27 protein-coding genes are annotated in these 25,724 nt (G+C 70.3%); 18 read left to right on the top strand and 9 right to left on the bottom strand.

Translation table 11 applies throughout. From position 1 onward, the window contains the following. Positions 1 to 306 precede the first annotated feature (306 nt). Positions 307 to 522, top strand: coding sequence for a hypothetical protein (locus ACIP5M_RS17990; RefSeq protein WP_401197991.1), 216 nt, complete (start codon positions 307 to 309; stop codon positions 520 to 522). A 24-nt stretch (positions 523 to 546) separates the two neighbouring features. Beyond that, positions 547 to 1,080: a hypothetical protein gene (locus ACIP5M_RS17985; RefSeq protein WP_401197989.1), complete on the top strand. Its 534-nt coding sequence runs from the start codon at positions 547 to 549 to the stop codon at positions 1,078 to 1,080. A 146-nt stretch (positions 1,081 to 1,226) separates the two neighbouring features. Here the strand turns inward: ACIP5M_RS17985 and ACIP5M_RS17980 are convergent, their stop codons facing one another. Further along, positions 1,227 to 2,288, bottom strand: coding sequence for a hypothetical protein (locus ACIP5M_RS17980; RefSeq protein ID WP_401197987.1), 1,062 nt, complete (start codon positions 2,286 to 2,288; stop codon positions 1,227 to 1,229). Between the two features lie 39 nt (positions 2,289 to 2,327). On the opposite strand from ACIP5M_RS17980, the gene ACIP5M_RS17975 reads away from it, so the two are divergent. From ACIP5M_RS17975 to ACIP5M_RS17965, 3 genes are all read left to right on the top strand, one after another. Next, the gene (locus ACIP5M_RS17975; protein ID WP_401197985.1) at positions 2,328 to 2,882 is read left to right on the top strand and encodes a hypothetical protein; all 555 of its coding nucleotides are present in this window, start codon (positions 2,328 to 2,330) and stop codon (positions 2,880 to 2,882) included. 1,000 nt (positions 2,883 to 3,882) lie between these two features. Then, positions 3,883 to 4,593 (top strand): class I SAM-dependent methyltransferase, encoded by a 711-nt coding sequence (locus ACIP5M_RS17970; RefSeq protein ID WP_401197982.1) that lies wholly within the window; start codon positions 3,883 to 3,885, stop codon positions 4,591 to 4,593. Positions 4,594 to 5,334: 741 nt separating this feature from the next. Next, positions 5,335 to 5,559, top strand: coding sequence for a hypothetical protein (locus tag ACIP5M_RS17965; RefSeq protein ID WP_401197980.1), 225 nt, complete (start codon positions 5,335 to 5,337; stop codon positions 5,557 to 5,559). Between the two features lie 297 nt (positions 5,560 to 5,856). Here the strand turns inward: ACIP5M_RS17965 and ACIP5M_RS17960 are convergent, their stop codons facing one another. Continuing rightward, on the bottom strand, positions 5,857 to 6,771 hold the full coding sequence (locus tag ACIP5M_RS17960) for a hypothetical protein (protein ID WP_401197978.1): 915 nt from the start codon (positions 6,769 to 6,771) through the stop codon (positions 5,857 to 5,859). A gap of 126 nt (positions 6,772 to 6,897) precedes the next feature. Between ACIP5M_RS17960 and ACIP5M_RS17955 the strand changes: the two genes are divergently transcribed. The 4 genes from ACIP5M_RS17955 to ACIP5M_RS17940 all read left to right on the top strand — a co-directional run bounded on the left by ACIP5M_RS17955 (position 6,898) and on the right by ACIP5M_RS17940 (position 10,026). Continuing rightward, positions 6,898 to 7,029, top strand: coding sequence for a hypothetical protein (locus ACIP5M_RS17955; RefSeq protein ID WP_401197975.1), 132 nt, complete (start codon positions 6,898 to 6,900; stop codon positions 7,027 to 7,029). A 184-nt stretch (positions 7,030 to 7,213) separates the two neighbouring features. Beyond that, the gene (locus ACIP5M_RS17950; RefSeq protein ID WP_401197972.1) at positions 7,214 to 9,073 is read left to right on the top strand and encodes a serine/threonine-protein kinase; all 1,860 of its coding nucleotides are present in this window, start codon (positions 7,214 to 7,216) and stop codon (positions 9,071 to 9,073) included. A gap of 42 nt (positions 9,074 to 9,115) precedes the next feature. Further along, entirely contained in the window at positions 9,116 to 9,511 is a 396-nt protein-coding gene (locus ACIP5M_RS17945; RefSeq protein WP_401197969.1) for a hypothetical protein, read from the top strand. A gap of 287 nt (positions 9,512 to 9,798) precedes the next feature. Continuing rightward, positions 9,799 to 10,026: a hypothetical protein gene (locus ACIP5M_RS17940; RefSeq protein ID WP_401197967.1), complete on the top strand. Its 228-nt coding sequence runs from the start codon at positions 9,799 to 9,801 to the stop codon at positions 10,024 to 10,026. Positions 10,027 to 10,149: 123 nt separating this feature from the next. Here the strand turns inward: ACIP5M_RS17940 and ACIP5M_RS17935 are convergent, their stop codons facing one another. The 4 genes from ACIP5M_RS17935 to ACIP5M_RS17920 form a co-directional block, all read right to left on the bottom strand. Then, positions 10,150 to 10,953, bottom strand: coding sequence for an MBL fold metallo-hydrolase (locus ACIP5M_RS17935; RefSeq protein WP_401197965.1), 804 nt, complete (start codon positions 10,951 to 10,953; stop codon positions 10,150 to 10,152). A gap of 294 nt (positions 10,954 to 11,247) precedes the next feature. After that, positions 11,248 to 11,445, bottom strand: a complete 198-nt coding sequence (locus ACIP5M_RS17930; RefSeq protein ID WP_401197963.1) for a hypothetical protein — start codon at positions 11,443 to 11,445, stop codon at positions 11,248 to 11,250. A gap of 239 nt (positions 11,446 to 11,684) precedes the next feature. Continuing rightward, entirely contained in the window at positions 11,685 to 12,008 is a 324-nt protein-coding gene (locus tag ACIP5M_RS17925) for a DMT family transporter (RefSeq protein WP_401197961.1), read from the bottom strand. Beyond that, positions 12,005 to 12,658 (bottom strand): FMN-dependent NADH-azoreductase, encoded by a 654-nt coding sequence (locus ACIP5M_RS17920; RefSeq protein WP_401197959.1) that lies wholly within the window; start codon positions 12,656 to 12,658, stop codon positions 12,005 to 12,007. The genes ACIP5M_RS17925 and ACIP5M_RS17920 overlap by 4 nt, the downstream gene beginning before the upstream one ends. Before the next feature lie 113 nt (positions 12,659 to 12,771). On the opposite strand from ACIP5M_RS17920, the gene ACIP5M_RS17915 reads away from it, so the two are divergent. After that, entirely contained in the window at positions 12,772 to 13,335 is a 564-nt protein-coding gene (locus ACIP5M_RS17915) for a TetR/AcrR family transcriptional regulator (RefSeq protein ID WP_401197958.1), read from the top strand. Between the two features lie 635 nt (positions 13,336 to 13,970). Next, positions 13,971 to 14,405 (top strand): barstar family protein, encoded by a 435-nt coding sequence (locus ACIP5M_RS17910; RefSeq protein ID WP_401197956.1) that lies wholly within the window; start codon positions 13,971 to 13,973, stop codon positions 14,403 to 14,405. Between the two features lie 150 nt (positions 14,406 to 14,555). Here the strand turns inward: ACIP5M_RS17910 and ACIP5M_RS17905 are convergent, their stop codons facing one another. Both ACIP5M_RS17905 and ACIP5M_RS17900 read right to left on the bottom strand, forming a co-directional pair. After that, positions 14,556 to 16,313, bottom strand: coding sequence for an FG-GAP repeat domain-containing protein (locus ACIP5M_RS17905; protein ID WP_401197954.1), 1,758 nt, complete (start codon positions 16,311 to 16,313; stop codon positions 14,556 to 14,558). 502 nt (positions 16,314 to 16,815) lie between these two features. Then, positions 16,816 to 18,018: a hypothetical protein gene (locus ACIP5M_RS17900; RefSeq protein ID WP_401197952.1), complete on the bottom strand. Its 1,203-nt coding sequence runs from the start codon at positions 18,016 to 18,018 to the stop codon at positions 16,816 to 16,818. 308 nt (positions 18,019 to 18,326) lie between these two features. Between ACIP5M_RS17900 and ACIP5M_RS17895 the strand changes: the two genes are divergently transcribed. From ACIP5M_RS17895 to ACIP5M_RS17880, 4 genes are all read left to right on the top strand, one after another. Beyond that, complete coding sequence (locus ACIP5M_RS17895) at positions 18,327 to 18,878, top strand: phosphatase PAP2 family protein (RefSeq protein ID WP_401197950.1); 552 nt, start codon at positions 18,327 to 18,329, stop codon at positions 18,876 to 18,878. A gap of 606 nt (positions 18,879 to 19,484) precedes the next feature. Continuing rightward, positions 19,485 to 19,820: a hypothetical protein gene (locus ACIP5M_RS17890; protein ID WP_401197947.1), complete on the top strand. Its 336-nt coding sequence runs from the start codon at positions 19,485 to 19,487 to the stop codon at positions 19,818 to 19,820. Further along, positions 19,817 to 20,263 carry a MerR family transcriptional regulator gene (locus ACIP5M_RS17885; RefSeq protein ID WP_401197946.1) on the top strand — a complete coding sequence of 149 codons (447 nt, stop codon included), beginning with the start codon at positions 19,817 to 19,819 and terminating at the stop codon, positions 20,261 to 20,263. The genes ACIP5M_RS17890 and ACIP5M_RS17885 overlap by 4 nt, the downstream gene beginning before the upstream one ends. Positions 20,264 to 20,459: 196 nt before the next feature. Continuing rightward, entirely contained in the window at positions 20,460 to 20,978 is a 519-nt protein-coding gene (locus tag ACIP5M_RS17880) for a hypothetical protein (protein ID WP_401197945.1), read from the top strand. A gap of 212 nt (positions 20,979 to 21,190) precedes the next feature. On the opposite strand, the gene ACIP5M_RS17875 is transcribed toward ACIP5M_RS17880, so the two are convergent. Then, entirely contained in the window at positions 21,191 to 22,441 is a 1,251-nt protein-coding gene (locus tag ACIP5M_RS17875; protein ID WP_401197942.1) for an MFS transporter, read from the bottom strand. A 195-nt stretch (positions 22,442 to 22,636) separates the two neighbouring features. On the opposite strand from ACIP5M_RS17875, the gene ACIP5M_RS17870 reads away from it, so the two are divergent. From ACIP5M_RS17870 to ACIP5M_RS17860, 3 genes are all read left to right on the top strand, one after another. Continuing rightward, the gene (locus ACIP5M_RS17870; protein WP_401197941.1) at positions 22,637 to 23,620 is read left to right on the top strand and encodes a hypothetical protein; all 984 of its coding nucleotides are present in this window, start codon (positions 22,637 to 22,639) and stop codon (positions 23,618 to 23,620) included. A 396-nt stretch (positions 23,621 to 24,016) separates the two neighbouring features. After that, positions 24,017 to 24,781 carry a DUF4097 family beta strand repeat-containing protein gene (locus ACIP5M_RS17865; RefSeq protein ID WP_401197939.1) on the top strand — a complete coding sequence of 255 codons (765 nt, stop codon included), beginning with the start codon at positions 24,017 to 24,019 and terminating at the stop codon, positions 24,779 to 24,781. 278 nt (positions 24,782 to 25,059) lie between these two features. Continuing rightward, positions 25,060 to 25,641: a GNAT family N-acetyltransferase gene (locus tag ACIP5M_RS17860; protein ID WP_401197938.1), complete on the top strand. Its 582-nt coding sequence runs from the start codon at positions 25,060 to 25,062 to the stop codon at positions 25,639 to 25,641. Positions 25,642 to 25,724 lie beyond the last annotated feature (83 nt).

Here is a 25,724-nt window from a genome sequence, read left to right as displayed (position 1 = left end):
CCCTCCCCCCCCCGCCGCCCCCCCCCGCGCGCCGCCCCCCCCCCCAGTGCCCCAAGCCGCCCCCCCCCCCCCCCCCCCGGGGGGGGGGGGGGGGGGGGGGCGGGCCGGGCGCGCTCGGCGATCCCGAGCGGCGATCACACCCTCTGCGGCTGGAGTGGAGTGCCTCGAACCCGTTCCGACGATCGAGATCCGCTCGTTGAGACCGAGTGACTGAACACGGCCCGGACCGGCGCACGCAGGTCCCGAGTGTGCCGTAGGCCGTGGCGGCGGGACCCGACGCCGCCACCATCACGAGGAGACAATTCCATGAGGGGCACCGAGTCGTGGCACATGCTCTGGAAGGAGTACGAGGAGCCCGACACCCGCGGCGCCGTCGGTGACGCCTGCGACGGCATCCGCGCCTTCACCCAATACCACGGCGCGGAACCCGTGGTCACGATCGCCCTCGCGATTGCCGGCGCGGAAGCAGCCGAGGGCCTCCGTGACGCCCTGGAATCCGACTGGGCCCTCTACACCCCGTAGCAAGCCGCCGTCGTCGCCTCCGCCTTGTTCGCCCAGCTGAACGCGACGGCGGACACCTTCGAGTCGCTCCGCCGTCTGATCCAGCACGCCGAAGCCCGCCGCGAGATCGCGTTCACCACCGAAGCGGCCGACCACCTGACGCACGCCGCCGCAGCGGTCACCTCCACCCACGACTTCGCCCCCGGCGTCGTGAGCGCCCTCAACGCGTGCCCGGACCTCACCCGGCTTCCCGGCGACGCACACGAGACCCTCGCCGCCGTCTCCGCCCTTCTCGGTCCCGCCGCCAAGCTGACCGAGCGCCACGGCCCCGGCGAATACAGCGAGGACGACAGCGGGTTCGGGTGCGGTTGCGAGGTCAGGTTCGAGCACCGGGGCCGGGTGTGGACCTTCCACCGGGGCGATTCCAGCTGGGATCTCGTGAGCGAGCAGGACTGCGAGGTGCTGGAGGACGGCAGCACGGTCTCCATGAAAGGGTACGAACTGGGGGTGACCGGCAGCACGGCGCACCCCCACCACCTCGTGACGCTGATCCGGGCCGAGCTCGACGAGATCTCCTGACCAGGAAGACAGCGACCGCGCAGACGAGGCACGCGACCCTCATCGCGTGCCCGCTGTGCGGGCCCGAGAGCGGTTTGGCCTGGACGGCCGTGGACGCGCGCACAGGCCGAGCGATCCGCCCTCGTCCCTGCTGTCAGAGGCGTCCGCTACGGGGTGTTTCCGGCGTCGGCCTTCGCGATGCGGTCGGCAAGTAGGGCGGACAGACTGAGGATACGGGTGCTCCGCTGCTCGGTCGGATCGTCCATCTGATGCGCCATACCGATGAAAGCGCCTTGACGGAAAAGCAGGGCTCGGTTGACGGACAACGGTGTCTGGTCGGTCTTCGCATCCGTGCTGTCCGGATCGAAGCCCTGACTCTCCTCGCCTCTTCCCTCCAGCGCCAGCTTGCGGAAGTTGTTGTGCCCGCGGTCGGCCTCTTCATAGTCCTGCACGATGTCGACGTACGCCCGGTGGGCGGATGCAGCGTCCGGGAAAGCCAGGACCAGGAACTCCGCGAGGTTCTCCCCCTCGTCCTCACCCCGGCCGAACTCCACCGCGCCGACCGCGGTGGCATTCCTCTCGCATTCGGGTGCTGCCCGGCAGAGGGGGAGGCCGGCCGCTGACGTCCTGATCTCTGGGGCCCCGGCCCAGGGGTACTCCTGGGCGTCCATACTGCTGCGGTCCGGCAGGATCTGGCGGACGGTGTCGGTCGTGGGTGGGAGAGCGGCGGATCGGTCGGCAGAGCGTGTGGCGCCGGGGACCGACGGAGCATTGCGGGGTGAGTCATCCGTGCTGTCGAACAGCCGCACACCCCCGTAGGCGGCAAGCGCGATCAGCAACAACCCCAGGACGATGCCCACACCGAGGGACAGCCGTCCGGCAGGAGTGTTGTTGATGGTCAGCGGGCCGAGTGCGATCTGACTGTGCGTCACTTTACTTCCGGTCAGGACTACGCTGCCGGTGTGTTGCTGTGAGGATGCATGCAGGAGGACCGCGAGCCGCCCAGCGAACTCGGCATCGTTGCTGATCTCTTCGGTGAGAGCGGCCTGGACACCTCTGGTGCTCTCGGGATCACCTGGGGCGTTGTCCAGCTCATCCAAGGCCGCCTGCCCGCGATCGGAACGGCTGAGCCGCCCTCGTGCGAGATCCGACGCCGCCGTACCCGCGGCGCCTGACGCCGCGGCGGACAGGGCTTGCGCAGCCATCGCCGCCAGATCGGGTGCATCCATGCCGGCCCCCCATGCCGTCCCGGTCTCACCATTATGGTCATGCCCGTGTCAGCAAGGGCGGTTTCGCAGTACGACGGGGAGGACATCGGCGGAGTCGCTCGTGCCGGCAACCGGACCGTGGCGGTCGGGGCGAGTGGGGAGGAGGGGCGGATGTACGTACCGGACGAGAAGGAGGTGATGGAGGCCGTCGGGTCGCTGGGGCGGCCTTCGACCGCGGAGGAGGTCGCTGCGCGGGTCGACGAGCGGACACGTGTCGGCGCCGCGCCGTCGGCCTCCGTGGAGGCGGTGCTCAGCCTGCTGCGTGAGCTGGAGAAGAGCGCGCGGGTCAAGAGCTACACGCCCGAACAGTGGCGGACCCTGGGGGTCTCCGTGCAGGGCGCCGTGCCGTACACGCGGCTGTGGTGGTCGGTGGAGCAGTGGCGGGAGAGGGCCGTCTCCGGAGGGCAGCGCTACCAGCGGGACAGGCGTGGCCGGGAGCCGCGCGGGACGGCGGACGAGGAGAGCCCGGTAGCGGAGAACCTGCGGCGGGTCGCTGAGCAGTTCCGGCGGCGGTACCGCTCCAGGAACCGCTTCGAAGGCCCGGGCGGCGGCTGACGGCGCCGGGCACCTATTGGGGGCGAGGCGGTAGGCGACGGAGGAGGCCGGCCTGCCGGCCACGGGCGCTGACGGTGCCGCTGACCGCCCGCCAGCGCCGTCTCCCTGGGAGCGAGTGGTCAACCACGTTGCAGCGGCTCCGCTGACGGTCGTGATGACTCCCACGAGCCATCCCGGTATGCGCTGAACGGTCACATGCAGGCCCCCACACCGCAGTTCGAGTTGTGGGTGGTTGGACCTGTCGTTCGTCGTACGAGTCGAGGGAGGGCACCGGGCACGTTCCTCTCTCGGCTTGAGGGCTCGGGTCGCGCTTCCTTTGGCTCCGTGCTGCCACAGGTTCTCTAACGGAGTGGCATGCGTAGCGCCGGGCGGCATTCGGGGGAGTCAGCCGACCTGACCTGGGGAAACGGCAAACAAATGGCGCTGCAGTGCCCCAGGCGGCCATCGCCCTGGTCACGAAAAAGCCTAGTGGCCGCCCCCCGGCATGGCCTGGGCACCTTCGTGCAAATCGGAGGGATGGATTTTTGACGCTCTGTACAGGACAGCCGCGGACCTGGGTGCGCTCGGGGATGCCTTGTCGCCGATTGTTGCGTCTGCCTTCTCCCCCGTGCCCGAACACAGCGGCTTCGGGACAGGGCGGATACGCCTGTTCAGGATCGGAGTGCCCGCCCCGACGGACGCTTCGCAGGCCGGGGGAGGGGGTCGATGCGGCGATCAGCCGCTATGCGCCGCCGGGCTGTGGCGATTTCATGCGCGGTGTGGCTGAAGGGCGCGCATGGCGGCGGTGTCGCAAGTGGTCCGCCGGACCAGGCCCCATTCGATCGGTGGGGCGTCGTGGAAGGGAACGTAGGCGACATCGGGGCGGACGTAGAAACGCACCGCGCGGCCGCCCTCCGGGTACACCCCCTTGCCCGCTCCTACGAGGGCGAGTATCCCCAGGAAGGTTTCGGCGCCCCGGACATGTCGGATGGGCCCGCCCGTTCGGGGTTCGTTCGGGGGAGTGGAAGTCGTTCTGGCCTTCCAGCATGGTGGCGGGATTCTGCAGCACCGGGACGTCGGCCAGCTCCTCAATGGACAGCGAGGAACGGCTGGCGAAGGGGTGCTGGGAGGACACCGCGAGCACTTTGGGCTCGGTGAACAACACGGCGGCCTCACCTCGTGCGCGAGCGGCGCCGACCATGACGAGGAGGACAGCCCGGTGCCATCACACTCATCAGGAGTTCGACCGTGCGACGCCATACCGCGCGATGTGGCGACCTACGACAGCATCGGCGCGAGGTATGCCCACACGCGGCGGTCCGACCCCCGCAGCGGCGCCAGGATCCACCAGGCCCTGGGCGATGCCGCCACCGTGCTCAACGTGGGAGCCGGCACCGGCTCGTATGAACCACCCCACACGGTGCCGGCAGTCGAATCCAGCCCGGTGGTGATCGCCCAGCGCCCGTCCGGATCCGCACCGGCGCTGGAAGCGTCCGCGGAGTCGATCCCCCTCCCCGACGATTCGGCGGACGCGGTGATGGCACTCCTGACTGTGCACCACTGGAGCGACCTGGAAGCCGGTGTCGGGGGGGAACTGCGCCGCATCGCCCGGCAGCGGATCGTCATCCTCACCTTCGAGCACGCCGTCAGCCGCACGTTCTGGCTGCTGGAGGAGTACCTGCCCCCGGCCGCGCCGCGCTCGACGCCACACGGGCCTACCGGCTCCTCATAGCCGACCAGTAACGTCTGCGTCGATGTCGACTCGACTCCGGCCCACTACGGAGTCGACGGCTCACGGCGGAGAAGTTCTTTGGCAAAAGAACAGCTCGAATCATGATCTACCACCAGGCAAAGGTTGAGTCCCTGCCCATCCCGCCGGACCTCGGCTGACAAGAGGCACGTGCCTGCCGCGTCGTCGATGCGCAGCGCGACAGTGTCGCCCCTGGTGAGTGCGTCGTCGGCGAAGGAGAAGCCGTGGTTGTTCGGGGGGCTGAAGAAGTTCCAGTGCCCGGCAGCCGCGCGAGGGCACGATGTTCCGCCCAGCATCGCGGTGTTCAGGCCTTCCCACGCCATACTGCGGTCGGCGCTCAGGAGAAGACGTTCACCGCCCGCATTGCTCCACTCTCCCGCAAGCGCTGACTGATCAACGCGGGCTGCCTCGCCACCCGCAGTGCAAGCAGTGACGGCCCATGCCAACGCGGCGATCAGTGCCGACCACCGTCTCGCCGAAGCGTTCATCGAAATCCCCACCCCGCAGCAGACTGAACGCGTTCAGAATAGAGCAACGTCGGGCCGGTCCCGCTGTGACGTGCGGCACCAGGCCGCCAACCGCCGGGCAAATCCATTGGCCCCGAGGGGCCTGCAGGGTGACAAGACTGCACCGGTGAATCCCATGCCGCCGTTGCCCGGCCCGCTCGCTTCTCTGCCCGTCCCGGACCCGCGTACCCGCGACGTCGCTCTCGACCATGCGGGCATGGACGCTGTGGTGGCCGGCCTGGTCCTCCCCGGTGACGCGTCGATGTACGTCATGAGCGCGATGGAAACGTCCCGCGAGCTCATCCGGCACTCCTACGACCGGTACGAGTTCGCCACCGTTGCCGTCACGCGCTCCCTGTTGGCCCTGGAGCACGTCCTTGCCGAGCGTCTGGTCACCAACGAACCGCTTCAGGACCTGATCGAGCGGGCCGCCGACGCATGACTCCTCCCGGCCGAACTCGCCGCCGAGCTCCACCGCAGCCGACGACTGCGCAACAAACTCACACAGGGCGCCGTGACAAGTGCCGCCCTCGGCCCGGTCAGGCCCATCGCCCTCCTCTGGGCGTGCATGGCTGACCTCGACAAGGTCGTTCCCCTGATCAACTCGGAGTATTGCGCCTCCTACTTCGCGAAACTCCGGACGATGGCCGAGCTCGCAGCAGCGCGCTACATCCCCACCGCGACCTAGGGTCTGTAGGTGACAGTCACAGCACACCGCAGATATCGCTTCAGCAGTGGCTCACTGGATCAGGTCGGTGTGCGGATGGTCCGGGGACTCCGGGCAGACGTAGAGCTGCAGATGGTTGCCCCTCGAGACCTGGACCTTGGGCGGGTTCGACACGCGGGCGTCGTCGAGCGCGGCGAGGGTTTGGTCCTCGTACGGGACCCAACCACCGTTGCCGGCGTCCCATTCGTTCGAGGCGATGGTCAGCAGCGGGACCATCCCGGCGTCACAGACGGCGCAGAACCGGGCGGCGGGATCCGTCAGGCCCCACGGGGGCCAGCCACCGACCTTCCAGCCCGGAGCGAGAGACAACTCGGTGTCGTAGAACTCCTCCGGGTAGGAAGCGTAGGAGCTGTCCACGCCGGCGCCGGCCGCTTGCCACCTGCTCCAATCTCCCAGCTGCTGCCGCAACTCCTCGCTCAGTTCCATGGGGTGGGGGTACTCGGTGATCTGCTCCGGCGCGAGCACGCACGGCTCCGGGACGTAGCCGTCGTACTCCACCGCGGACGGCTCGGGGGGCGCGGCGAGGACCTGGGTGACTTCGGCGGCGGACCGCCAGAACAGCGCGGTCGGAGGCTTGTACTCCGGCGGGTGCTCGAAGGGACACCACAGTACCTGGAGCAGATCGGACTGTCCGGGTGGTCGCAGGAGGGGTACGTCGCGCACGTACAGCTGGGCCACGGGCACCATGGCGTTCGGACCCTCGTGCCACTCGTCGCCCGGAGCTTCGTGCCACTGGTGCCGCTGGGCGCAGTACGGCCACGGCTCGTCGGCCGGCCACAGCAGCGGCCCGCCGACCGAACTCTCATGCGGGGACGGAGCCCCCGGGCGCGGGTGCAATCGCGTCGCCGGACGTGCCAGCGGGGCCAGTTGAGGGAAGACCGCGGTGACAGCGAGCGGCCGCGGCGGGGTGGTACGGCTGACGTTCATGGCGGCGATGCTGCCAGCAGCCGCTGACAAGTGACGTACCGGCCCAGGTGCCATTGACACTGGGTAGCTTCGCTGGCCGACTGGCCCCGAAGCGACTTACCCGGAAATACGACTGCCGCCTTCCGGTTGGACGGCGGAACCGCCGAGGACTACTGGCTCAAGGCGGGCAACGGTTACTGCCTCACCGTCCCGTGGAACCTCGGCACGCCGCCTGGCAACGGCACGCGACCGTTCTGGTGGTTGCGCGAGGGCCGATGAGCCTCGGCCAACCAGCTCTGGAAGTTGCGCATGGACATCCAGGCGGCGGCCGTGGCCCCGCGAGGGCGGCCGGGAAACCGGGTGAGCCCCCGCCGTGTCGCGAGCCGCGAAGTTGGATACCCTCGCGGTTGGCTTCGGGGCATCGGCGGACTGAACTGCCGTCGTGACAGCGGACGGATTTTTCATGAGTGCACCTTCAACAGACCTTTTCCAGCCGCTCGGTCCCGGCGACCCGGCCACGGTGGGCGGTTATCGTCTGACTGCCGTGCTGGGCGCGGGCGGCATGGGGAAGGTGTACCTCTCCTACACGCCGGGCGGGCGGCCCATCGCCCTCAAGGTGATCCGGCCCGAGTTCAGCGAGGACCCGGAGTTCCGGCGGCGCTTCCAGCAGGAAGTGCGGGCGGCTCAGCGGGTGCAGGGCCTCTACACCGCGCCCGTCATCGACTTCGACACCGAGGGCTCCCAGCCCTGGCTGGCCACGGCCTACGTACCGGGTCCCTCCCTCGCACACGCCGTGGCCCGGCACGGGCGGTTGCCGCAGCGCAGTGTGCTGCTGCTGACCGTCGGGGTCGCCGAGGCGCTGCACGTGATCCACGGCGCGGGCATCGTCCATCGTGACCTGAAGCCGGCGAACGTACTCCTGGCCGGCGACGGTCCTCGTGTGATCGATTTCGGTATCGCCCGCGCGGCGGATGCCACTTCCCTGACCGGAAACGGCGTCAGTGTCGGCACCCCCGCGTTCATGGCGCCCGAGCAGGCCTCCGCCGGCACCGTCACCGCGGGCACCGACATCTTCGCCCTCGGACAGATCGTGGCCTTCGCGGCGATCGGCGCGCCCGCCTACGGGGAGGGGTCCTCGCACGCCGTGCTGTACCGCATCGTCCACGAGGACCCCGACCTCAGTGCACTGCCGGCGGAGCTGCGGCCCCTGGTGACGCGGTGCCTCAGCCGTGATCCGGCGGATCGGCCCACGCTGACCGAGGTCATCCAGATGTGCCACGATCTCTCCCCCGTCCCGCTCCGGCAGGGCGAGGACTGGCTGCCGCAGGCGGTCGCCGGTTCCATCACCGAGCGCCTGCGGCTGCCCGAACCGGCGAAGACCCCGCCGCCGCAGCCCGCCGTGACGCCTTCCCCGACCGAGGTCTCCCCGCAGCCTCCGACGCAGGGCGCGACGCCGTACACGCCGACCGGATTCGGCGTGGCCGCCGCGCCGACGCAGAGCGCGCCCGCCGCTCCTGCGTACGCACCCCCGACCGGTCCCCCCGCTCCGGGCGCGGTACCGCCCGGCCATCAGACGCCGCCCCCCGGTCACCGACCCCAGCCCGGATACCAGACGCCTCCGCCCGGCTACCGGACCCCTCCGCCCGGGTACATGCCGGGCTACCACACGGCGCCCTCCCACCACCCCGGCTTCCCGCCCCCCGCGCCGCGGCGCAAGCCGAAGGGGCTGATCATCGCCGGGGCCGTCGTGGCTGCCGTGATCGGCCTCGCGGTCATCGGTTCCCTGCTGCCGGACGGCTCCAAGGACAAGGCCGAGGGCAGCAGGGCCTCCGCCGGCGGAAGTGCGAGCAGCGCAAACCCCAGCGGCGGCTCCCAGGACAAGAGCGGGCAGCGGACCGACCCGGCCCCCGCGTCCTACAAGGGCATCGACCTGACGGCCAACTATCAGCTCATGCTGGCCGACAATCCGCCGCGCCCGGCCTCCGGCGGCAGCTCCGGCGTGTTGTACAACCACGGAGACCTCTACTTCTACCTCGACACCCTCTTCGGCGACATGAAGGTCGGGACCGACAACGGCCGGCTGGTGGTGCTGAACAACTCGCAGAAGGGATCGCTGGAGACCTGCCGGGCCGAAACCCGTTACACCGAGAAGATCGGCCTCGATCAGCTGACGGACGGGTCGGAGGTGTGCGTGCTCAGCGACGCGGGCCACATCGCGGTGGCGACGTACCGCGGCAGGTCGGGCGAGAAGGACCCGAGCACGTACATCACGCTCGACCTCACGATCTGGCGCAACGCCGAGCAACCGAAGAAGAACCGCTGAGGCTCGCCCGCGGTTGCGGGAACCAGGTGCGATCCTGCACGTATGAACGACCTCGGCGACGCGCGCGTGCGCACCTGGACACTCCGCTTCATGACCCTCCTGGCGGCCGATTGCCAGGATCAACTTGCCTGGCTGGGCGAGCGTGAACTGGAGACGCAGGACGTCGTCGAGGAGGCGGAGCTGCTCTGCCGTGTGTCCGAAGGACTCACGGAGCGCGGAGCCTTCGAGCCCGACGAGCTGCGCGACCTACGGGCCATCGGCCGACGCCTCGGCGAGATCGACACCAGCTGCCGCGTCGGGCTCTGGGCCAACGCCCTGCCCGCCGATCCGGCCTGGGACGACGTACGTCTTCTGACCCGACAGTTTCTCCTCACGGCGCTGGGGGACTGGCGTCAGCCACTGCCACGACCCGTGCTCCCGGACAAGGACGACCGCTGAGCACGTCCAGGGGCGCGGATGTCCGGGGAATGGATCACAAGTGCTGCCATCCCGGTCGCGCGGGAACGTCGCGGCGGTACGTCGTGAGCCGGCCGGACGCGCTGCCCGGCAGTCGCTTACAGGGACCGCCCCGTCCGGTGTCGGCCACGTATCTGCCGCGGTGGGGTGCTGGTGCTGGTGCTGGTGCTGGTGCTGGTGCTCTGCGCAGGCGACTGCATCCTTTGGCCTACTGCGTGCTCGATCCTGCGGACGATGATCTTGCGGAACCACCGTGAGAGGGTCGATCCGTGCGAACAACCATCGGATACACCGTCGAAAGCATCGGCTACGTCATAGGAGCCCAGGGGCTCGTCAGCTTCGCTTCGCAGACCTTCTTCGGCACGGAGTGGGGCTGGTTGCACAAGGTCGTCGACCTTCCCTCCGCCGCCTACCTCGGCATCGTCCTCGTGGGGCTGGCACTCGTCGTCGGCGGGGTGAAGACGCGGAAGGCGCCCGAACGTCAGGAGGTCGCCTGACCGGCGGTTGTCTAGAGGGTGGCCCGGCGCCCGGTGCGTGAGGGGCACCGTCGCTTGACGCGCTGGCGACGCGAGGAGAGGTGTATGGCGTGCTCCGGCCCGGCACCTCGGCCGCCGGGCGGGTCAGCGGGTGACGAACGGCTCGGTCAGGTGCGGGGTCGCGAGGTAGAGGGTGTCGGCGGCCCGGCTCTGCAGCAGCTGTTCCCTCGAGGCCCTTGCCTGCTCGGGGTCCATTTCGTGCGCATAGGCGAGTTCGGGGTGGAGCACCTGGATCGCGTGCACGAGCAGGTCACCGGTAACGGCGACCAGTTCGCGCCCGGACGCGACGAGCACGCTCTGGTGTCCGGGTGTGTGACCGGGCGTGGCGAATACGCGCTCGCCGCTGCGCAGCAGGGTGTCGCCGTCGAGCAGCCTTAGCCGACCGGCCTTCTGGAGCGGGTCGATCACGGTGGACCGCAGCTGCGGGTTGATCTCCTCGAGCGCGTCGTGTTCGGATTGCTGCAACAGATATTCGGCGTTCGGGAAGAACGGACGCGCCTGCTCGCCACCGACGACGGCCCAGCCCACGTGGTCGGTATGGAGGTGCGTGAGCACCACGGTGTCCACTTCGGACGGTTCGATCCCCGCGGCGGCCAACGAGGCTGGGAGCTCCCCTGGCACGGGCGCCCACGAGGCCGCCGGGCTGTCGGCCGGGCCGATCCCCGCGTCGACCAGCGTCACACCCTGGTCGCTGCGGATCGCGAACGCGCGGAACTGCAGCCGCCAGCGCCCATCGGTGTCGAGCGCGCCCGGATCGAGCCGGTCGGCCGCCGCCCACTGCTCGGCGGTGGCGTCGGGGAACGCCTCCGACCTGGGGGAGAAGAAGGGGCCCACGCCGTCGGCGAGCGCGATGACGGTGTATGGACCGACCTGAAGGGAAGGGGGCATCCCACAGATGGTGCCACCGGCGGGCGACCCACGGCCAGGCGGGTCGCCCCAGGGTCCGCTCCAGCGGATTGGCCAGCCGAGTGGCCAGAGAGGCGCATGACGCGGTGACCTGCTGACATCGCTGACGAACAGGCCCCGTTGTCTGCGTGCGGTACGGCCGATAGAACCTCGCACGGCCCGGCTTGAAGCTCATGAACCCTGAGATCGCCCACGGCACTGTGACGCGCATCGTGAAGTGGCTCGGGCCCGGCGCGACATGGTGGACCAACCGGCAAGGCCGTTCCTGGGATGCCGTCAGCGCCTGCACTTTCGATCCAGCACGGCGGCGAGGCGCCACAACTCCCCTTCGGAGAGCAGGCCGCGGCGGGCGACCTCCTCCTGCAGGTTCGGTCCTTCGATGTAGGCGCCGGCCATCCACGGCTGCGCGGCGTCCGGATCGGCGTCAACCACCGCCGCCGTATGAAAGCCTGCGACCTTGCGGGCAGCCTCCACCTCTTGGCGGAAGCGTTTAGACGGAACCCATACCTCCGTTGCCCAGCAGGCGAAGGACCGTGTAGCCGCCGATCCGCTTGGCGGTCGCCCAACCCCTGCCCCGCCTCGCGCCGCACGAGCTCCCGGCGGAACCACACCCGGCCGAGCACACCCCAGGCAGCACCCGTAGCGGTCCGGTCAGAGTGGTCCGGGCGCGCCGGCCTGTTCCTACTGCGCGGTCCGCGCCAGCGCGAGGGCTTCTACTCGGCCGGGGCGGTCGCGTGAGACAGCGCTACGCCGCCGACGATCAGGGCGAGGGCGAGGAGGCGGCCGACGCTCACCGGGTCCTTGTGGACCACGACGCCTAGGGTGATGGCGCCGACCGCGCCGATCCCGGTGAATACGGCGTAGGCCGTGCCGACCGGCAGGCCCTTCATCGCCAGGGACAGCAGATAGACGGCGATGGCGGCGAGTGCGAAGCAGAGCAGCGTAGGGAGCGGGCGGGTGAACCCGGCCGTCGGTTTGATGCTCTGCGACCAGCCGATCTCCACCAGGCCGGCAGCGACGAGGAGAAGCCAGCTCACAGGGACTCTCCTGTCTTGCGGGCGGCCTCCAGCGCGGCTGCACGGGACGTGTCGTGCGCCCCGCGCCGGCCGGCGAGGGCGGGATCGGTGAGGGAGTTGACCAGTTCGGTGCCGAGGAAAGTCATGGCCTCCTCCGGCACGGCGAAGTGCCCGGCGAAGAAGTCGCGCAGGTAGCGCTCCTGGTGGTCGTAGGGGTGGCGCGGGGTGCCCGGGCCGTACGCCCCGCCGCGGGCGTAGGCCACGACGAACCGCCGTCCGGCCAGGGACATACGGGGGAAGGTGACCTGGTCGATCCAGGCCTTCAGGGATGCCGGGACCGAGTAGTTGTACATCGGTGTGGCGATCAACACCACGTCGGCGGCCACGAGTTCGGACAGCAGCGGCTCGACGACGGCCCAGGCCGCCTCCTGCGCGGGAGTACGCACGGCTTCCCGGTAGCGGGCGGGGTCGGTGATCTCGTGCTCCAGGACGTAGTCGCACAGCTCGGTCCACGCCTCGCCGATCTGCGGGACGGGGGTCCTGGCCAGGTCGCGGTGGACGTAGAGGCCGCCGGGATGGGACGCCCGCCAGGCGGCGGCTACGGCGTCGCCGGCCTCTCGGCTGAAGGACTGGCGGCGGGCGCTGGCGTCGAGGTGCAGCAGCGTGGTCATGGCGGATCTCCCTCGGTATCGGCGGAAACGGTAACCGGACACAGCGTCCAGTTATACGCGACGAAGAGCCCAACCGGACAGGGCGTCCACATATTCCGGTAAGCTGAGGTGTCATGGAGACGACGAGGGAACGTGCGGACGCCGCCCGCAACCGGGCCAAGGTGCTCTCCGCCGCCGCCGAGCTTTTCGCCGCCGGCGATCCGCGGGCCGTCACGATGGAGGACATCGCCAGGGCAGCCGACATCGGCCGCGGCACGCTCTACCGCCGCTACCCGGACGTCACGTCCATCGCGGCCGCCCTCCTCGACGAGCACGAACGCCGCCTGCAGGAAGAGGTGTTGCGTGGCGCTCCCCCCCTGGGTCCCGGCGCACCGCCGCGCGAGCGGCTCACCGCCTTCTACGCCGCCATGGTCGACCTGCTGGACACCCACGGCCACCTGGTGCTGGGGGCCGAGACCGGCGAGAAGCGCTTCACCGTCGGGGCGTACGGCTTCTGGCGCGCCCATGTCCTCGTCCTGCTGCGCGAGTCCGGCGTCCGGGACCCGGAGGCCCTGGTGGACAGCCTGCTCGCCCCGCTCGCGCCGGAGGTCTTCCTCCAGCAGCGCGCGCAGGGAGTGACGCCGGACCGGGTCAAGGCGGCGCTGGGACGGCTGGCGAGCGTGCTGCCGGCCGGCTGAACATGCCGGCGGACCGCCGGGGGCCCGGCAGGTTTCGGCGTGCAGGCGGACTGGGGCCGGCCGTTGCCGATCCAGCGCTCGATCAGTCAGTGGGCGGCTCGCTCCTTCGGCGGCAGTCTGCGGGCGGCGCGCAGCGAGGTGGGGTGACCAGGGCCTGCAGCCGGGCAGGCCGGGTGGCAGGACTGACGCGGTTCAGCCCCGTCGAGAGGAAAGGCCAGCGGGTAATCGGTACGATCAGCGCTCTCATGATGAGTGCGATGCGGACGTCAGATAGGGGCAGCGCGGGACAGAAGTACGCTCTGGCCTCCACCGAGGACGCGACCGACTTCTGGGGCTTCGCCCATGACACCGAGGGGTTCTTCACACCGTTGGAGGAAGAGGGAGCACGCCGTGTGCACCTCACGGGTTGTTCCCCGCAGGGCGGCCTGCTGACAGCTCTTGACCACATCGGCAGCCCCCGTGCTGTGGCAGGACCCGCCTGGTTCTGCCTCCTCGATTCTGTTGGGGCCACTATGGGGTCTTACGTAGTAGGCGAACTGACAGTCGTTGATGCCCAGCCCTCCGCCCGCGGAGCCGGCCTCCTCGACCTCACGGTGACGCTGTGGTGCGACATGGCCCTACGGGGAGCGGACCGAGTGTGGGACCTGATCCGCACCGGTCGCCTGAACCGAACCGGTATGTGGCACGGACTTTCCGCCGAAGACACGTACGCATGGCTGTCGGTAGCGCTCTATTCGGACGAGTACCACCGGAGGGGGAAGCCCGACGCTCCCGCGGGCCAGGTATTCAGCTTGGACGGCCGGCACATTCTCGACCTCGACAGCTTCTTTTGCGCACTGGGCGAAGCCGTCAACGGGCCCTGCGGATACTTCGGCTGGAACCTCAACGCCCTGAGCGACTGCGTGGAAGGCCGGTGGGGCGCCACACCGCCGTTCACCCTGCAATGGGAGTACTCGGCCAAGGCCGCCTGGTTGGCGGAGCGTGTGCCGACCGATCAGGGTGAGGTATCGCTGTTCGACGGCCTCCTGGACATCTTCGAGTCAAGGGGCGTCAGTGTCGTCCTGCGGTGACGACTGGCCGCCGGCAGTTCGGCGACACCGAACCTCCTGGGCTGCCCCTTCATACCTGGGGGCCGGCGGCGGACACGGGCCCGCCCGCCGGCTGGTGCCGGCGGGTCGGGCCCGTGCCGTCGCTGCTTCGCGACCCGTGGGCCGCGGGACTCAGATGAGGTTCTTGTAGATGTTCCAACCGGTGCCGAACTTCACGCGGGCGCCGAACGTCGCGGTGCCGGCCTTGCCGGTCGAGGAGTACCGGTACACGTCGCCATTCGGGAGACGGCAGAGCAGGTCGCCCTTGCTGTCGCCGTCGATGTCACCCGGGACGAACAGCTTGTCGTACTGGTCGAAGCCGCTGCCGACCTGCTCCCGGGCGGCGAACGGCGCGGTGGCCGTGCCCGTGCCCTTGAAGAGGAACAGGCGGCCGGAAGTGTCGCGGGCGAGCAGGTCGGGCCGCCCGTCGCCGGAGTAGTCGCCCGCGCCGACGAGCGCGTCGTAGCCGTTCCAGCCGGTGCCGACCTTGATGCGCGTGCCGAACTTGGTCACCAGCGCACCGTCGCCGGGGTGCAGCCACAGGGTGCCGCCGGAGTCGCGGCTCAGCAGGTCGCCCTTGCCGTCGCCGGTCAGGTCACCGGGGCCGACCGTCACGGTGTAGTTCCACGTCGTGCTGACCCGCTCGCCGTGGACGTACAGGTCGCTGCCGATGTTCTGCACGTAGGTCGCGTGGTTGCGGCTGTTGAGCCCGGTGGCGTAAGCGTTGCGGGAGCCGGGCGTCTCCTTGCCGGCCCAGACCGGCGGCATCCGGTAGTCGCCGTTGGCCAGGGCGTTGTACTTGGCGAGGTCGTTGTCCGCCTCGGTGCCGAGGTTCTGTCCCTTGCCGTAGAGCGACGTGGTGCCGGCGCCGACGATGAACTTGTTGAACTCATAGCCACTGCCGAAGTACGCGGGTGCGGCGAACCGGCCGCCACCGAGCGACTTGAACCAGTACTCCACGCCGTCGCGGTCGCGGGCAAGCAGGTCGCTCAGGCCGTCGCCGTCGCCGTCATCCGAGCCGGTGATCACGTTGTACGCGTTCCAGCCGGTGCCGACCTTGACGCGGGCCTTGAGCGGGGCGGTGGCACTGCCGGCCCCCTTGTGGAACCACAACTCCCCGCTCAGCGTACGGGTGAGGACGTCGCCGAGGCCGTCGCCGTCGACGTCGCCGGCTCCGACCAGCTGGTCGTAGATCCCCCAGCCGGAGCCGACCTTGACCCGGCTGTTGAAGGGTTTGCTGACGCTGCCGGTGCCGGTGTACAGCCACAGGTCGCCGGCGTAGTCGCGGGCCAGCAGGTCGGGGTGGCGGTCCCCGGTGACGTCGCCGGTGGCCATGACGCGGTTGTAGATCTGCCAGCCGCGGCCCGACCAGAGGGGCGCCGACGTGCTCGTCAGGCCGGCCTCGTAGAGCGTGAGCACGCCGTCGAAGGAGAGCGAGAGCAGCTCGGCCTTGCTGGTGCCGCCCACGTCACCCACCGGCAGCAGGTCCTTGAACGAGGCGCTGGGGTCGGGGTCGGTCTTGTAGATCGCGTATTCGCTCCAGGTCGCGATCGACGACAGGTAGACGGCCGTGGTCTGGTCGAACTCCATGACGATCATGTCGCTGATGCCGTCGCCGTCGACGTCGTGCCGCGGCTTGGCGGCGGCCGAGGGCGCCGGATTCGTGGCGCGTCCGGGCAGGATGACGCTCGGGTACTGGCGGTCGCCGCTCGGTGCGGCATCGGAGACCGGATCCGCCGCCGGGCCGGCCGCCGACGGGGCGGTGACCAAGTCGGGTATGAGGTGCTGCTCGGCGGCGCTGCTCGGGGCGGCGGCCAGGGCACCGACGGCCAGGGCGAGTACGCCGCCGGCGGCCAGTGCACGCAGTCTTCCGCGGTGTGATGAAGTCAAGATCCCCCCTGAGGATCGACCCGGGACCCGCCCGGACACGTCGTGCTGTGTGCTCGGAGACACGCATCCATGCGTGAACGGTTCCCCCTTCCGTTCGTGCAGCGTGTGCCGAGCCCCGGACGACTCCGGAGGAAGCTCGGTGCGTCAATTCCCTTTTCAGGGCGTGCAGTTGAGGGAACGGTTGATGGGTCGAGGGCATCACTGTCACGTCACGAAGAGGGGGATCGCGGCAGCGGTGGCCGCTTTCGCGAACTTTCGCGAACCGGATCGCGCCCGCGACGGTGTCCCGCCCGGCCACGCGTCGGACCAGGTCGTGGGGGAGGGAGGGGTCCGGGAGCGGGCCGGCCGGGCCGGTGCCCGCCTGACCGGTGCCCTCGGGGTGCGGGCGCACCGCAGCACGGTCCTGCGGCGGGTCAACGCGCGCGAGCCGGACATTCCGGCGTCGCGGGTGGTCGGTGTTGACGTGTACGCCGCCGACAAGGGCCGCCGGTCGGCTGCGACCTCAGTCCTGCCAGTAGAACAGCAGGGTGTCGACGTCGAGCGGCTCGCGCCCGCCGAAGTAGTACACGCACAGGCCGGTGACCCGGATGCCGCCGGTGGCCCCGTCGATCCAGCGGAAACCCGCCTCCTCCAGTGCCCGCCGGGCGGGATGCCGGTCGTCGTGGCCCGTGACGAAGCGCCCGAGGGTGCTGATGCGGATGTCCTCGTCGCCGCACGGGATGACGTGATACGTGCCGCTGCCCTGCTGGTGGTGGTCCCCGGCAGAGACCGGCGGGTCCGGGGCCAGACCGGCCGCGGTCAAGGCGGCGGTCGCACGCACGAGCTGGGCGGGCAGGTCCGGGCGCCCGGGCGGCTCCGTGCACAGGGCCTCGAGGAGCCATCGGGGGTCGCTCTGCCGCTCGTACCGGGGGGCGTACTCGTGGACGATCGCCCGGCGCAGTTCCTCGTCCAGGCCGTCGACCTCCGTCCGCGGGCTGCCGAGCCGCTCGTCGATCCGGCGGGTCTCCGCGCTGTCCTCGGTGAGCTGGTGGAGGGCGCAGGCGGCTCGCACGGCGGCCTCCGGGTCGGGCGCCTCGTCCAGGAAGGAGCGCAGCCGGTCCGGGTCCGCGACGAGCGACTGGGCGAAGTGCGCGATGCCGCGGTCGGGGTCGGCCAGGTAGCGCGTCACGTCCCGCCCTGCGCGGTCCCATGTCCGGAGTGCGAAGCGGCGGTCTTCGGGCCTGCTCGCGCCGAGCTCGGCCAGGATCGCGTCGGTGCCGTGGTGCGCGACCAGACCGTCGAGACCGGCCTCCCCGAGCTCCCGCCACCGCTGCCAGGGCGAGGCCGCGAGCGTGGACAGGCCGGGGGCGGCGGTTCGGTCGCCGAGCAGGCCGCGGGCCTTCAGGACCGCCTCGGCGACGCCGTACGAACCGTCCCGCTGCTCCTCGTCGCGCAGCCAGGGCAGGAGCTCCGTCCGGCCCGGGAGGAGGTCGAGGAGCGCGATGCGCACCTCGGCCGTCTCGTCCTCGTCCCGGATCCGGTCGAGGAGGCCGGGTACCCGGGCCTCCGGGACCCGGCCGGCGAGCGCGTGGGCACAGAGCCGGCGGCGCCACCAGGCGTTGCCGGTGTCCAGGACGTAACGGGCGAGGGCGTCGGGGTCGTGCGCGTGCAGGGCAGCGGTGTCGGGCTGCCCCCGCTCCGGTATCAGCGTGTCGATCTTCCGCATCGGGCGATGCTACGTCCGGGGGCACCGAAAGGCCCCCGCTTTTCACTTGGCCAAGGGGGGCTGCGCTTCCAGCGCGCCCGGCTACGCGGGATCTCGCTCTGCTGCGAGCAGCTGATCGACGCGGCCCATTGGCACCCGCGCCGGGGTGATGACTTTCCTGGTGTGGTGGTGCGCGCGATCGCCGGCGGCCCTGGCGACGACGAGGAGCCCTACGTCCCGCCGCCTGACACGCGGAAGCGGAGTGACGCAGACGCCAACGGATGGAGTGCTGTCGGTCTGAACGGCCTCGGTGGGGGAAGCTGCTCCCCATGAGGAGGATTCTGGTATCCCTGCGCGCGGAGGAGAACCGGCTGACCAAGCGCATGGCGTCCTGGGAATCGGTCTGGGCACGCGGCCTGCTGCCCCCGGTGGAGGATGCCGCCGAGCACACGAAGCTGTGGTGGGCTGCCGCCGCCGTGATGGCGGCCGGGGGCGGATGGAGGGGCCGCAGGGCCGCGGCGGCGGGGATCGCGGGGTTGGTGGTGGCGCAGGGGCTCTCCAACGGGGTGGCGAAGCAGCTGGTCGAGCGGCGCCGGCCCCCGAAGGAATGGTTCCCGCACGATGACGTGGAGGAGCGGCCGGACAGCTCCTCCTTCCCTTCCGGGCATACCGCCGCGGCCGTAGCGTTCACTGCCGCCGTCGCTCCGACGTGGCCGTGGGCGGGCGCCGCGTGCGCCGTACCCGCGATTTTGGTGGCGGTGGAGCGGATCCACAGCGGCGCGCACTACCCCTCCGACGTCGCCGCAGGAGCCGCCATCGGACTCGCGGCGGCCGCTGCGGTGCGGGCCGCGCCACGCCTGCTGCTGCGCCACCTCGGCTGAAGCCCTGTTCCGCCGGCGGGTACCCGGAGACGGTGAGCAGCGCTGACCGGCACACCAGCGAGGAAACGGCCCACGGGGCACGGGCTGGGGTGGCTCCACGGAGAGGGGCACCGGCTGAGGGGCTCGAGTGGCGGCACGGGGCCTGTGGAGACGGGCGGCGTGACCTCTGGCAACCCGAGCGGCACGGGAGCGGGCACGATCAACCCCATCGCCAGGAGGCTGAGCGATGCGGTGGCCGGCATCGGCCAGATGCCGGTGGCCCGGCGCCCCCCGTCCGGACGAGCCCCACACTTCAAGTCTTGACGGACGTCGTCTCACGAAATTCCCCCCGTTCGTTAGACCGCCAGTAGCGGAACGGCGGAGCCCGCGCGTGCGCGCCGGCCCACGCGGCCGAGGCCTCGGGCGGGCAATCCTGCAGCGGTGCGCGGAGGCGGGCGGACCCGACACAGCGGCCGGGCAGACCGTGCCCCGCCAAGAGGCCGGCGGGCATCCCAGCTGAGCAGTGGCGCACTCATGAACCGCTTTGGGTTGAAACCTGTACCCAGGTACAGGTTTACCGTCGAAGGTGTCCCCGCTCTGCGGGACGTGATGAGGGGACTGAGCGCGATGAACGATCTGGCATGGGTGCCGCAGTCCTGCACCCTTCCCACCGAGGAGCGACCCCTGCGGGTCGCCGAGTGGGACGCGCTGCTCTCCGAGCGACTGACCTCTGCGTCGAGGCCCGAGCCGCTGCGGTTGCGTCTCGACCTGGCCGCGGGCCCCGGCGTGGAGGAGCGTGTGATGGAGCTGGTGGAGCGCGAAAGCGGCTGCTGTTCGTTCTTCACCTTCACCACCGCCGCCGGCCCGAATCTGATCAGCGTGGACATCGCCGTGGACCCGGCCCACGAGACGGTCCTGGACGCCCTCGCCGCACGGACCGCCGCTGCCTGGAGGGCGCGGTGAGCGCAGCCCTGCGCAGCGGGCAGGTCGCCAAGGCGGCCGGGGTGAACGTCCAGACCCTGCGCTATTACGAGCGGCGCGGCCTGCTGGCCGAGCCGGAACGCAGCAACGGAGGCCACCGCCTGTACGGCGACGACGCGGTGACCGCCCTGCGGGTGATCAAGGCGGCCCAGCGGCTGGGCTTCACGCTGGAGGAAGTCGCCGAACTCCTGGAGGCCGGCCGCCACCGCCACGGCCGCCCCGTAGCGGGCCTTCAGGAGCGGGCCGCGGTCAAGCTCGTCGAGATCGATGCGAAGATCGCCGACCTCACCGCCATCCGCACCGCGCTGGCTGTGGCCGTCGAGGCGGGCTGCGACGACTTGACCGTTTGCGCCGAGCGCGCTTGCTGCCCCATTCCCTTCACCGCCCTCGCCGAAGAGAACCGCCATGCCGGTCCCTGCTGCTGACCCTCGCCCCCGCACAGTGCCGAAGGCACTCGGGGGCCTGGCCTGTTGGGCCTGTTGCGCCCTTCCCGTCTAGATCACGTCAGGTGTCGTTGGCGCCGGCGCCGGCGCCGAGGCGGTCGTCGGGTGCCTGCCCCGGCTGGGGCAACGCTCTGTGCCCGCCCGCACCGACGGGACGGGAGAAGGGAAGAGTGGAGCCATGGACGACCACTTCACCCACGCCCTCCTGGTCCTGCGCAGGTTCATCGGCGTACCCCTCCCCGCCACCGACTGGCGGATCCGGGCGATGGTGCGCCCCGACGGCGAGCACATACGGATCCGGCTGGCCGACACCGCCGGGCGGAGCGTTCTGGTGGGCCTTCCCACCCGCTACGGCAGAGAGCACGGCAGCTGGTGGTACGCCGGCGCCTTGCGCCACACCGCCGCCTGGCTCACCTCGGACACCATCCCTGTTGCGGGCAACGAGAGCATTCCGCATGTCGACGTGGCCGGCCTGGTCGGTTCGGTCGTTCCCGAAACGGCTGAGGTCACCCTGGACGACGGCATCGACCTGCCCCTCACCGACGACGGCACGCTGCGCCCACCTCAGTGGTGGGCGTCCGCGAAGCTCATCGCCCTCCTTCGGCCGGACGAACCGACGACGCTGGCCGTCCACCGGAACCACGACGCCCAAGACCCCCTGTGCCAAGCCGTCTACGATCTGACCGACTGGGCCTGACCGTGCCGCCTGCCGCGCGGGTGAATACCGCAGCTGCCGGTTGACCCCCGTGGCCTTACGACCTCGTACGTGGTTGCGGCGAGGGCGACTTCAGCTGCGGGCACCGCCCGGTCGCGCATGGGGCCTTGACGGGCCCGCTGGGAGGAGGTCCCCGGCCAGGGCACCGGTCTGTGACCGCCGCTCGCCGCCGTGCACTCCTCCCGTCTCCCTGGTCATGCCGTCACTTCCGCAGCAACGCCCGCCTGCGGCCGGGTCCGCATGCCCCAGCGGGCAAGAGGCGGGCCGGCAGCACCCAACGCCGCGAAGAACACCGCGAGCAGAAGCCAGCCCGCCGTGCCGAGGCCGAGCACCACCGTGGTGAGGATCGCGGGGGCGAGAGCCTGGCCCGCGCTGAAACCGAGGCCGAGGACACCTTGGTACTGGCCCTGGGCGTGGTCGGGGACAAGACCGAAGCCCAGGGCGAAGCCCGCCGAGGACTCCCAGACCTCTCCCAGGCTATGGACGAAGATCGCTGCCAGGACCAGTCCCGCTGCCGCCCAGACCGGGGTGTACGCCGCCAGCGCCATCATCGGGCAGCTGACGAGGAAGAGCAGCCCCGCGGTGCGAAACGCCCTGCCGCCCTCGTGCGGGGTTTCGATACGGGAGCCGATCCTGGTCTGCATCAGTACGCAGAAGGCGGCATTGACGGCGAACAGTGCGGCCACCGTCCAGCGCGGCGCTTCGGTGTGTTCGGAGATCCAGATCGGCAGGAGCAGGGAGACCACCGGGTATTGCAGTCCCATGGCCCCGTAGAGGGCGGTGAACGTCAGGTACGGGCGGTCCGTGAAGGCGAGCCAGCGACGCTGCTGCGGCGGTGCCGCCAGCACCGGATAGCGGGGCAGCAGGAGCAGAAGCACCGCGCACAGGGCGAAGCTCGCCGCGTTGCCGAGGATCAGCGTGACATAGGCGCCACGGGTGTCCGCGGCCAGGGCCAGCCCGGCACCCACCGTTCCGAGGATTACGCCCAGGTTGACGAAGGTGCGCAGCTTCGCCCGGAAGAGGGCCGGACGGTCACCCCCAACGCGGACCACCAGAGCCCCCCAGGCCGCCCCACCGGCCGCCGCGGCGATCTGGTCGACCGTCGCGATGATCGTGAGCGCGGCCCAGCTCTCGACGAGGACGAGGGCCGCCATCGCCGTCGCCTGGACCGCGAGGGCCAGCATCATGATCGGGCGCGCCCCGCGCCGGTCGGCGAGATGCCCTCCGGGTATCCCCGCGCCCAAGCCGATCAGTCCGGCGATGGTGAGCGCGACGCCGACCTGCACCGCGGGCAGGCCCACGACCAAGGTGAAATAGAGCGCTGACGCCGCGTTGAACAGGCCGTTGCCGACGCGGTTGACGAAACTGGCGGCGATCAGCACACGCTCCGGCCCGCTGTCCCCCGCCATGCGGCCTATTCGGCCGGCCAGGCTGCCCTTGATCATGAACGGCAGGCTAGCAGCGGACTCGCTCACACCGCCCTGTGCGGGAGGACCCGTCGTGGTCGTCCTTCTACCTTCTACCTCTCAGTTGCACACCCGCCGTCTCCCCCGGGTGGGGGAGACGGATACCTCCGGCGGGGGAGGTGTCGGGACGGCGCAGGCCGGAGGCTGGAGACCTGCTGGTGAAAGGGGAGTCGGGTGGAACGCTGGGATCGGGTCGGGCGGAACGCGGCGTATGGGGCGGCTCTGGCGCTGTCGCCCTACTTGCTGATCAAGGTCTCGTGGGTGGTCGGCGCCCTGGTGGGGGTCCTGCCGATCGGCGATGGGTTCGGCTTGACGGAGTGGGTGGTACTCAACACCGTCACGGTCGGTATGGCGGTGATCGGGATTGCTCTGGCGCTCGCTCTGGTGCGGCCGTGGGGGATGCGCATACCGGGGGCGCTCGTCGCGTTCTGTTCTTGGGTGGGGTCGGGGTTCCTGGTCTCGGTGCTGCCCTTCGGTTTGTTTACTGCGCTCCTGGATGTGGGCGGCGGCTCGCAGGGCGGGGGTGACGACCCTGCCATGCCGGTCTGGGAGGGCGTACTGGTCCAGTTCAGCTTCGTGGGGATGGGGCTGGGGCTGGTCCTCGCCGTTCCGGCGTATCTGCGGCGCCGGTGGCCGGATGCGTTCATCGGGCGAGTCGGTGACGGTCGGCGCACGGCAGCGCCGTGGGCGGCTGTCGTCGGTGCCGTGGTCGGTCTGGTCTGGCTCTACTGGGCAGCCGGGGGCAGCCTGGGCATCGCCCACCCGACCGAGCGGACGTCCGACGGGTACCTGCTGCTGGCCGCTGGATGGGGCTTCTGGGCACTCGCCGGATCCGCCGCCACCTGGATGCTCGCCCGGGCGCGTCCTGTCCGGCTGCCTTGCTGGATCCCGCTGACCTTCGGGTGGGTCGGATCGGGCTCACTGTTCGCATGGAGCGCCTGGAAGCTGCCCTTCGTACTGTACGTAGCGGTGGCGGACCCGGCCGATGTCCCGCTGCCGGAGAACCCGGCCGTCGCGGTGGTGCTGCATCTCTGCGCCGTGGTGGCAGGCGCGGCGATGATGCGGACACTCGTCCGCACACGTGCGCACAGACGCACACGCCCCGGCGTCGCCGAGTCCCCTGCCCAGCCCGAGGCTGCCCTTCGGCGCGAGGGCTGAGTGTGTGCGTCAGGGCCTCGGAGCCGTCTTGGACGGCCCCGTTCAGCGGATCGAGCCGCGTCTGTTCGGCCGGCTGGTGCAAGGCCGGTCGTGCAGCCTTCATGGGAGGACCGGGCCCTGGTGGTTCGGGCTTGCTGGTGCACAAACTTGATGATGTGACAACTCGCCCCCGGTGTCTCGGGCTGTCCAAGACGGCCGCCGGCCGAATCATCGCCACCTCCCATCCCGGCCTCGGGCCACCACACCCTGGGCGAGGGCTTGCCCTGGGTCCTTGAGCGGCTGGGCCGGTCGCTCACCGTGGAGGACCTGGCGGAGAGGGCACAGGCATTGAGGTGAACTGGCGGCCTATCGGCCGCGCTGCGTTCCCTCCGGGAATCGGACCGCGACAATTCGGTTATGGCATCTCGCGTCACGTCAGTTCGCAGCGCATGCATCGTGGTCGCCGCCCTTGGGACCGGCTTCCTCCTGGCCGGCTGCTCCTCCGTGGGCGACGCCTTCGCCGACGAGGAGTGGAAGACGGCGAAAGCCGACGCCACGGTCACCGAGGCGGTTAGGGAGGCGAAGGTGAGTACCCCGGCCGGCTCGATCGAGATCACTCCCGGCCCGGGCCCCGGCGTCAGCGTCCGCCGTACTGTCCACTACCGCCAGGACACCGCTCCCAAGCCGGGCCAGAAGGTCTCCGACGGCGTACTGACCTTCACCGATGGCTGCTCCGAGGACTGTTACATCGACTACCGCCTGGAGGTACCGGCCGCGGCCAAGGTCAAGCTGGACAGCACCAGCGGCGACATCACGGTGAGGGGGGTGGCGGAGGCCGAAGTGTCGGTCGTCTCCGGCAATGTCGCGGCCGACCGGATCGGCGGTCCGCTGACGGTCCACACCACCTCGGGCGAGGTCACTGCCACCGCCCTGTCCGGCCCGAGTGCGGAAGTCCACTCGATCTCCGGCGACACCAGCCTCGACTTCGCAAAGCCCCCGTCCTCGGTGCTCGCCGAATCCACCTCGGGCGACGTCACCCTGAGGGTTCCCCGAGCCCCTTACCGGCTTGAGGTCTCCACGGTCTCCGGCCAACGCGAGGTCTCTCTCGCAGACAGTTCCTCCGCTGCCTCCAGTCTCTCGGTGAACACGGTTTCGGGCGACGTCCGCATCTCCACCACCTGACGGGCTCCCACAGCGCGGAAGACGGCTCGACTTCACTGATGCCGGCCAACTCCTGCGGACGCCATGTGACTTTGTGCACTGACCCCAATCCAGGACTTGAACGGCCGACAGATGGAAGCAGGGCCGCCGAGGCCTGCCCGACCCTGAACAAGCAGCGCCGCGGGTGGGCGGCGTCGACGCGTACGCGACGCGCAAAGGCCGCTTCTACGGGACCGTGCTGGTCGACGTCGAGAGGCGGCGGCTCCTGGCCCCGCTGGGCCTCTTGCCATGATGCTGCGATGAGCGCGATACCTGCTGTGGTCCCAGCCGGCAGCCTGAGTCAGGCTGAGCAACCGGTCTTCTCTCTCACCTCCGGCTTTCACCTGCGCCCATGGCAGCAGGAGGACGCCGAGGTTCTGGTCGCCTCCTGCCACGATGCGGAGATCCAGAAGTGGAACCGGCCTGGCTACCTGTCGCTTGACGAAGCCCGCGAGAGGATCTCGCGGTGGGGGCAGCGCTGGCGGGACGAAGAGGCCGCGATCTGGGCGATCGCTCCGTCTACCGGCGCCGGACCGGTGGGGTTGATCGGGCTCGCTGACATCGACCTCGGTGGAGGCAGCGCGGAGTTCCTGTACTGGCTGCTGCCTGAGGGCCGTGGCCACGGAGCCATGGTCGAGGCGACCGTCCGCATCAGCCGGTGGGCCTTGGACGACATCGGTCTGCATCGGCTCCGGATCACTCACTCCGTTGAGAACCCGGCGTCCTGCCAGGTGGCGACGAAGGCGGGGTTTTCCTTCGAGGGAACCATGCGGAGTGCTCTGCTCCATGCAGATGGGTGGCATGACGAGCACCTGCACGCCCGCGTCCAAGGCGATGTATGAGCGAGAAGTGGCGGACCGAGCGCCGCTGGAGCAGTCGTCCGCCACTTCGTCCGCCAAAGGGCTGTCCCGTAAATGATCTTCGA

The organism is Streptomyces sp. NPDC088762 (genome assembly GCF_044750905.1).
Lineage (GTDB): Bacteria > Actinomycetota > Actinomycetes > Streptomycetales > Streptomycetaceae > Streptomyces.
This window is presented reverse-complemented; position numbering and strand designations above follow the sequence as displayed.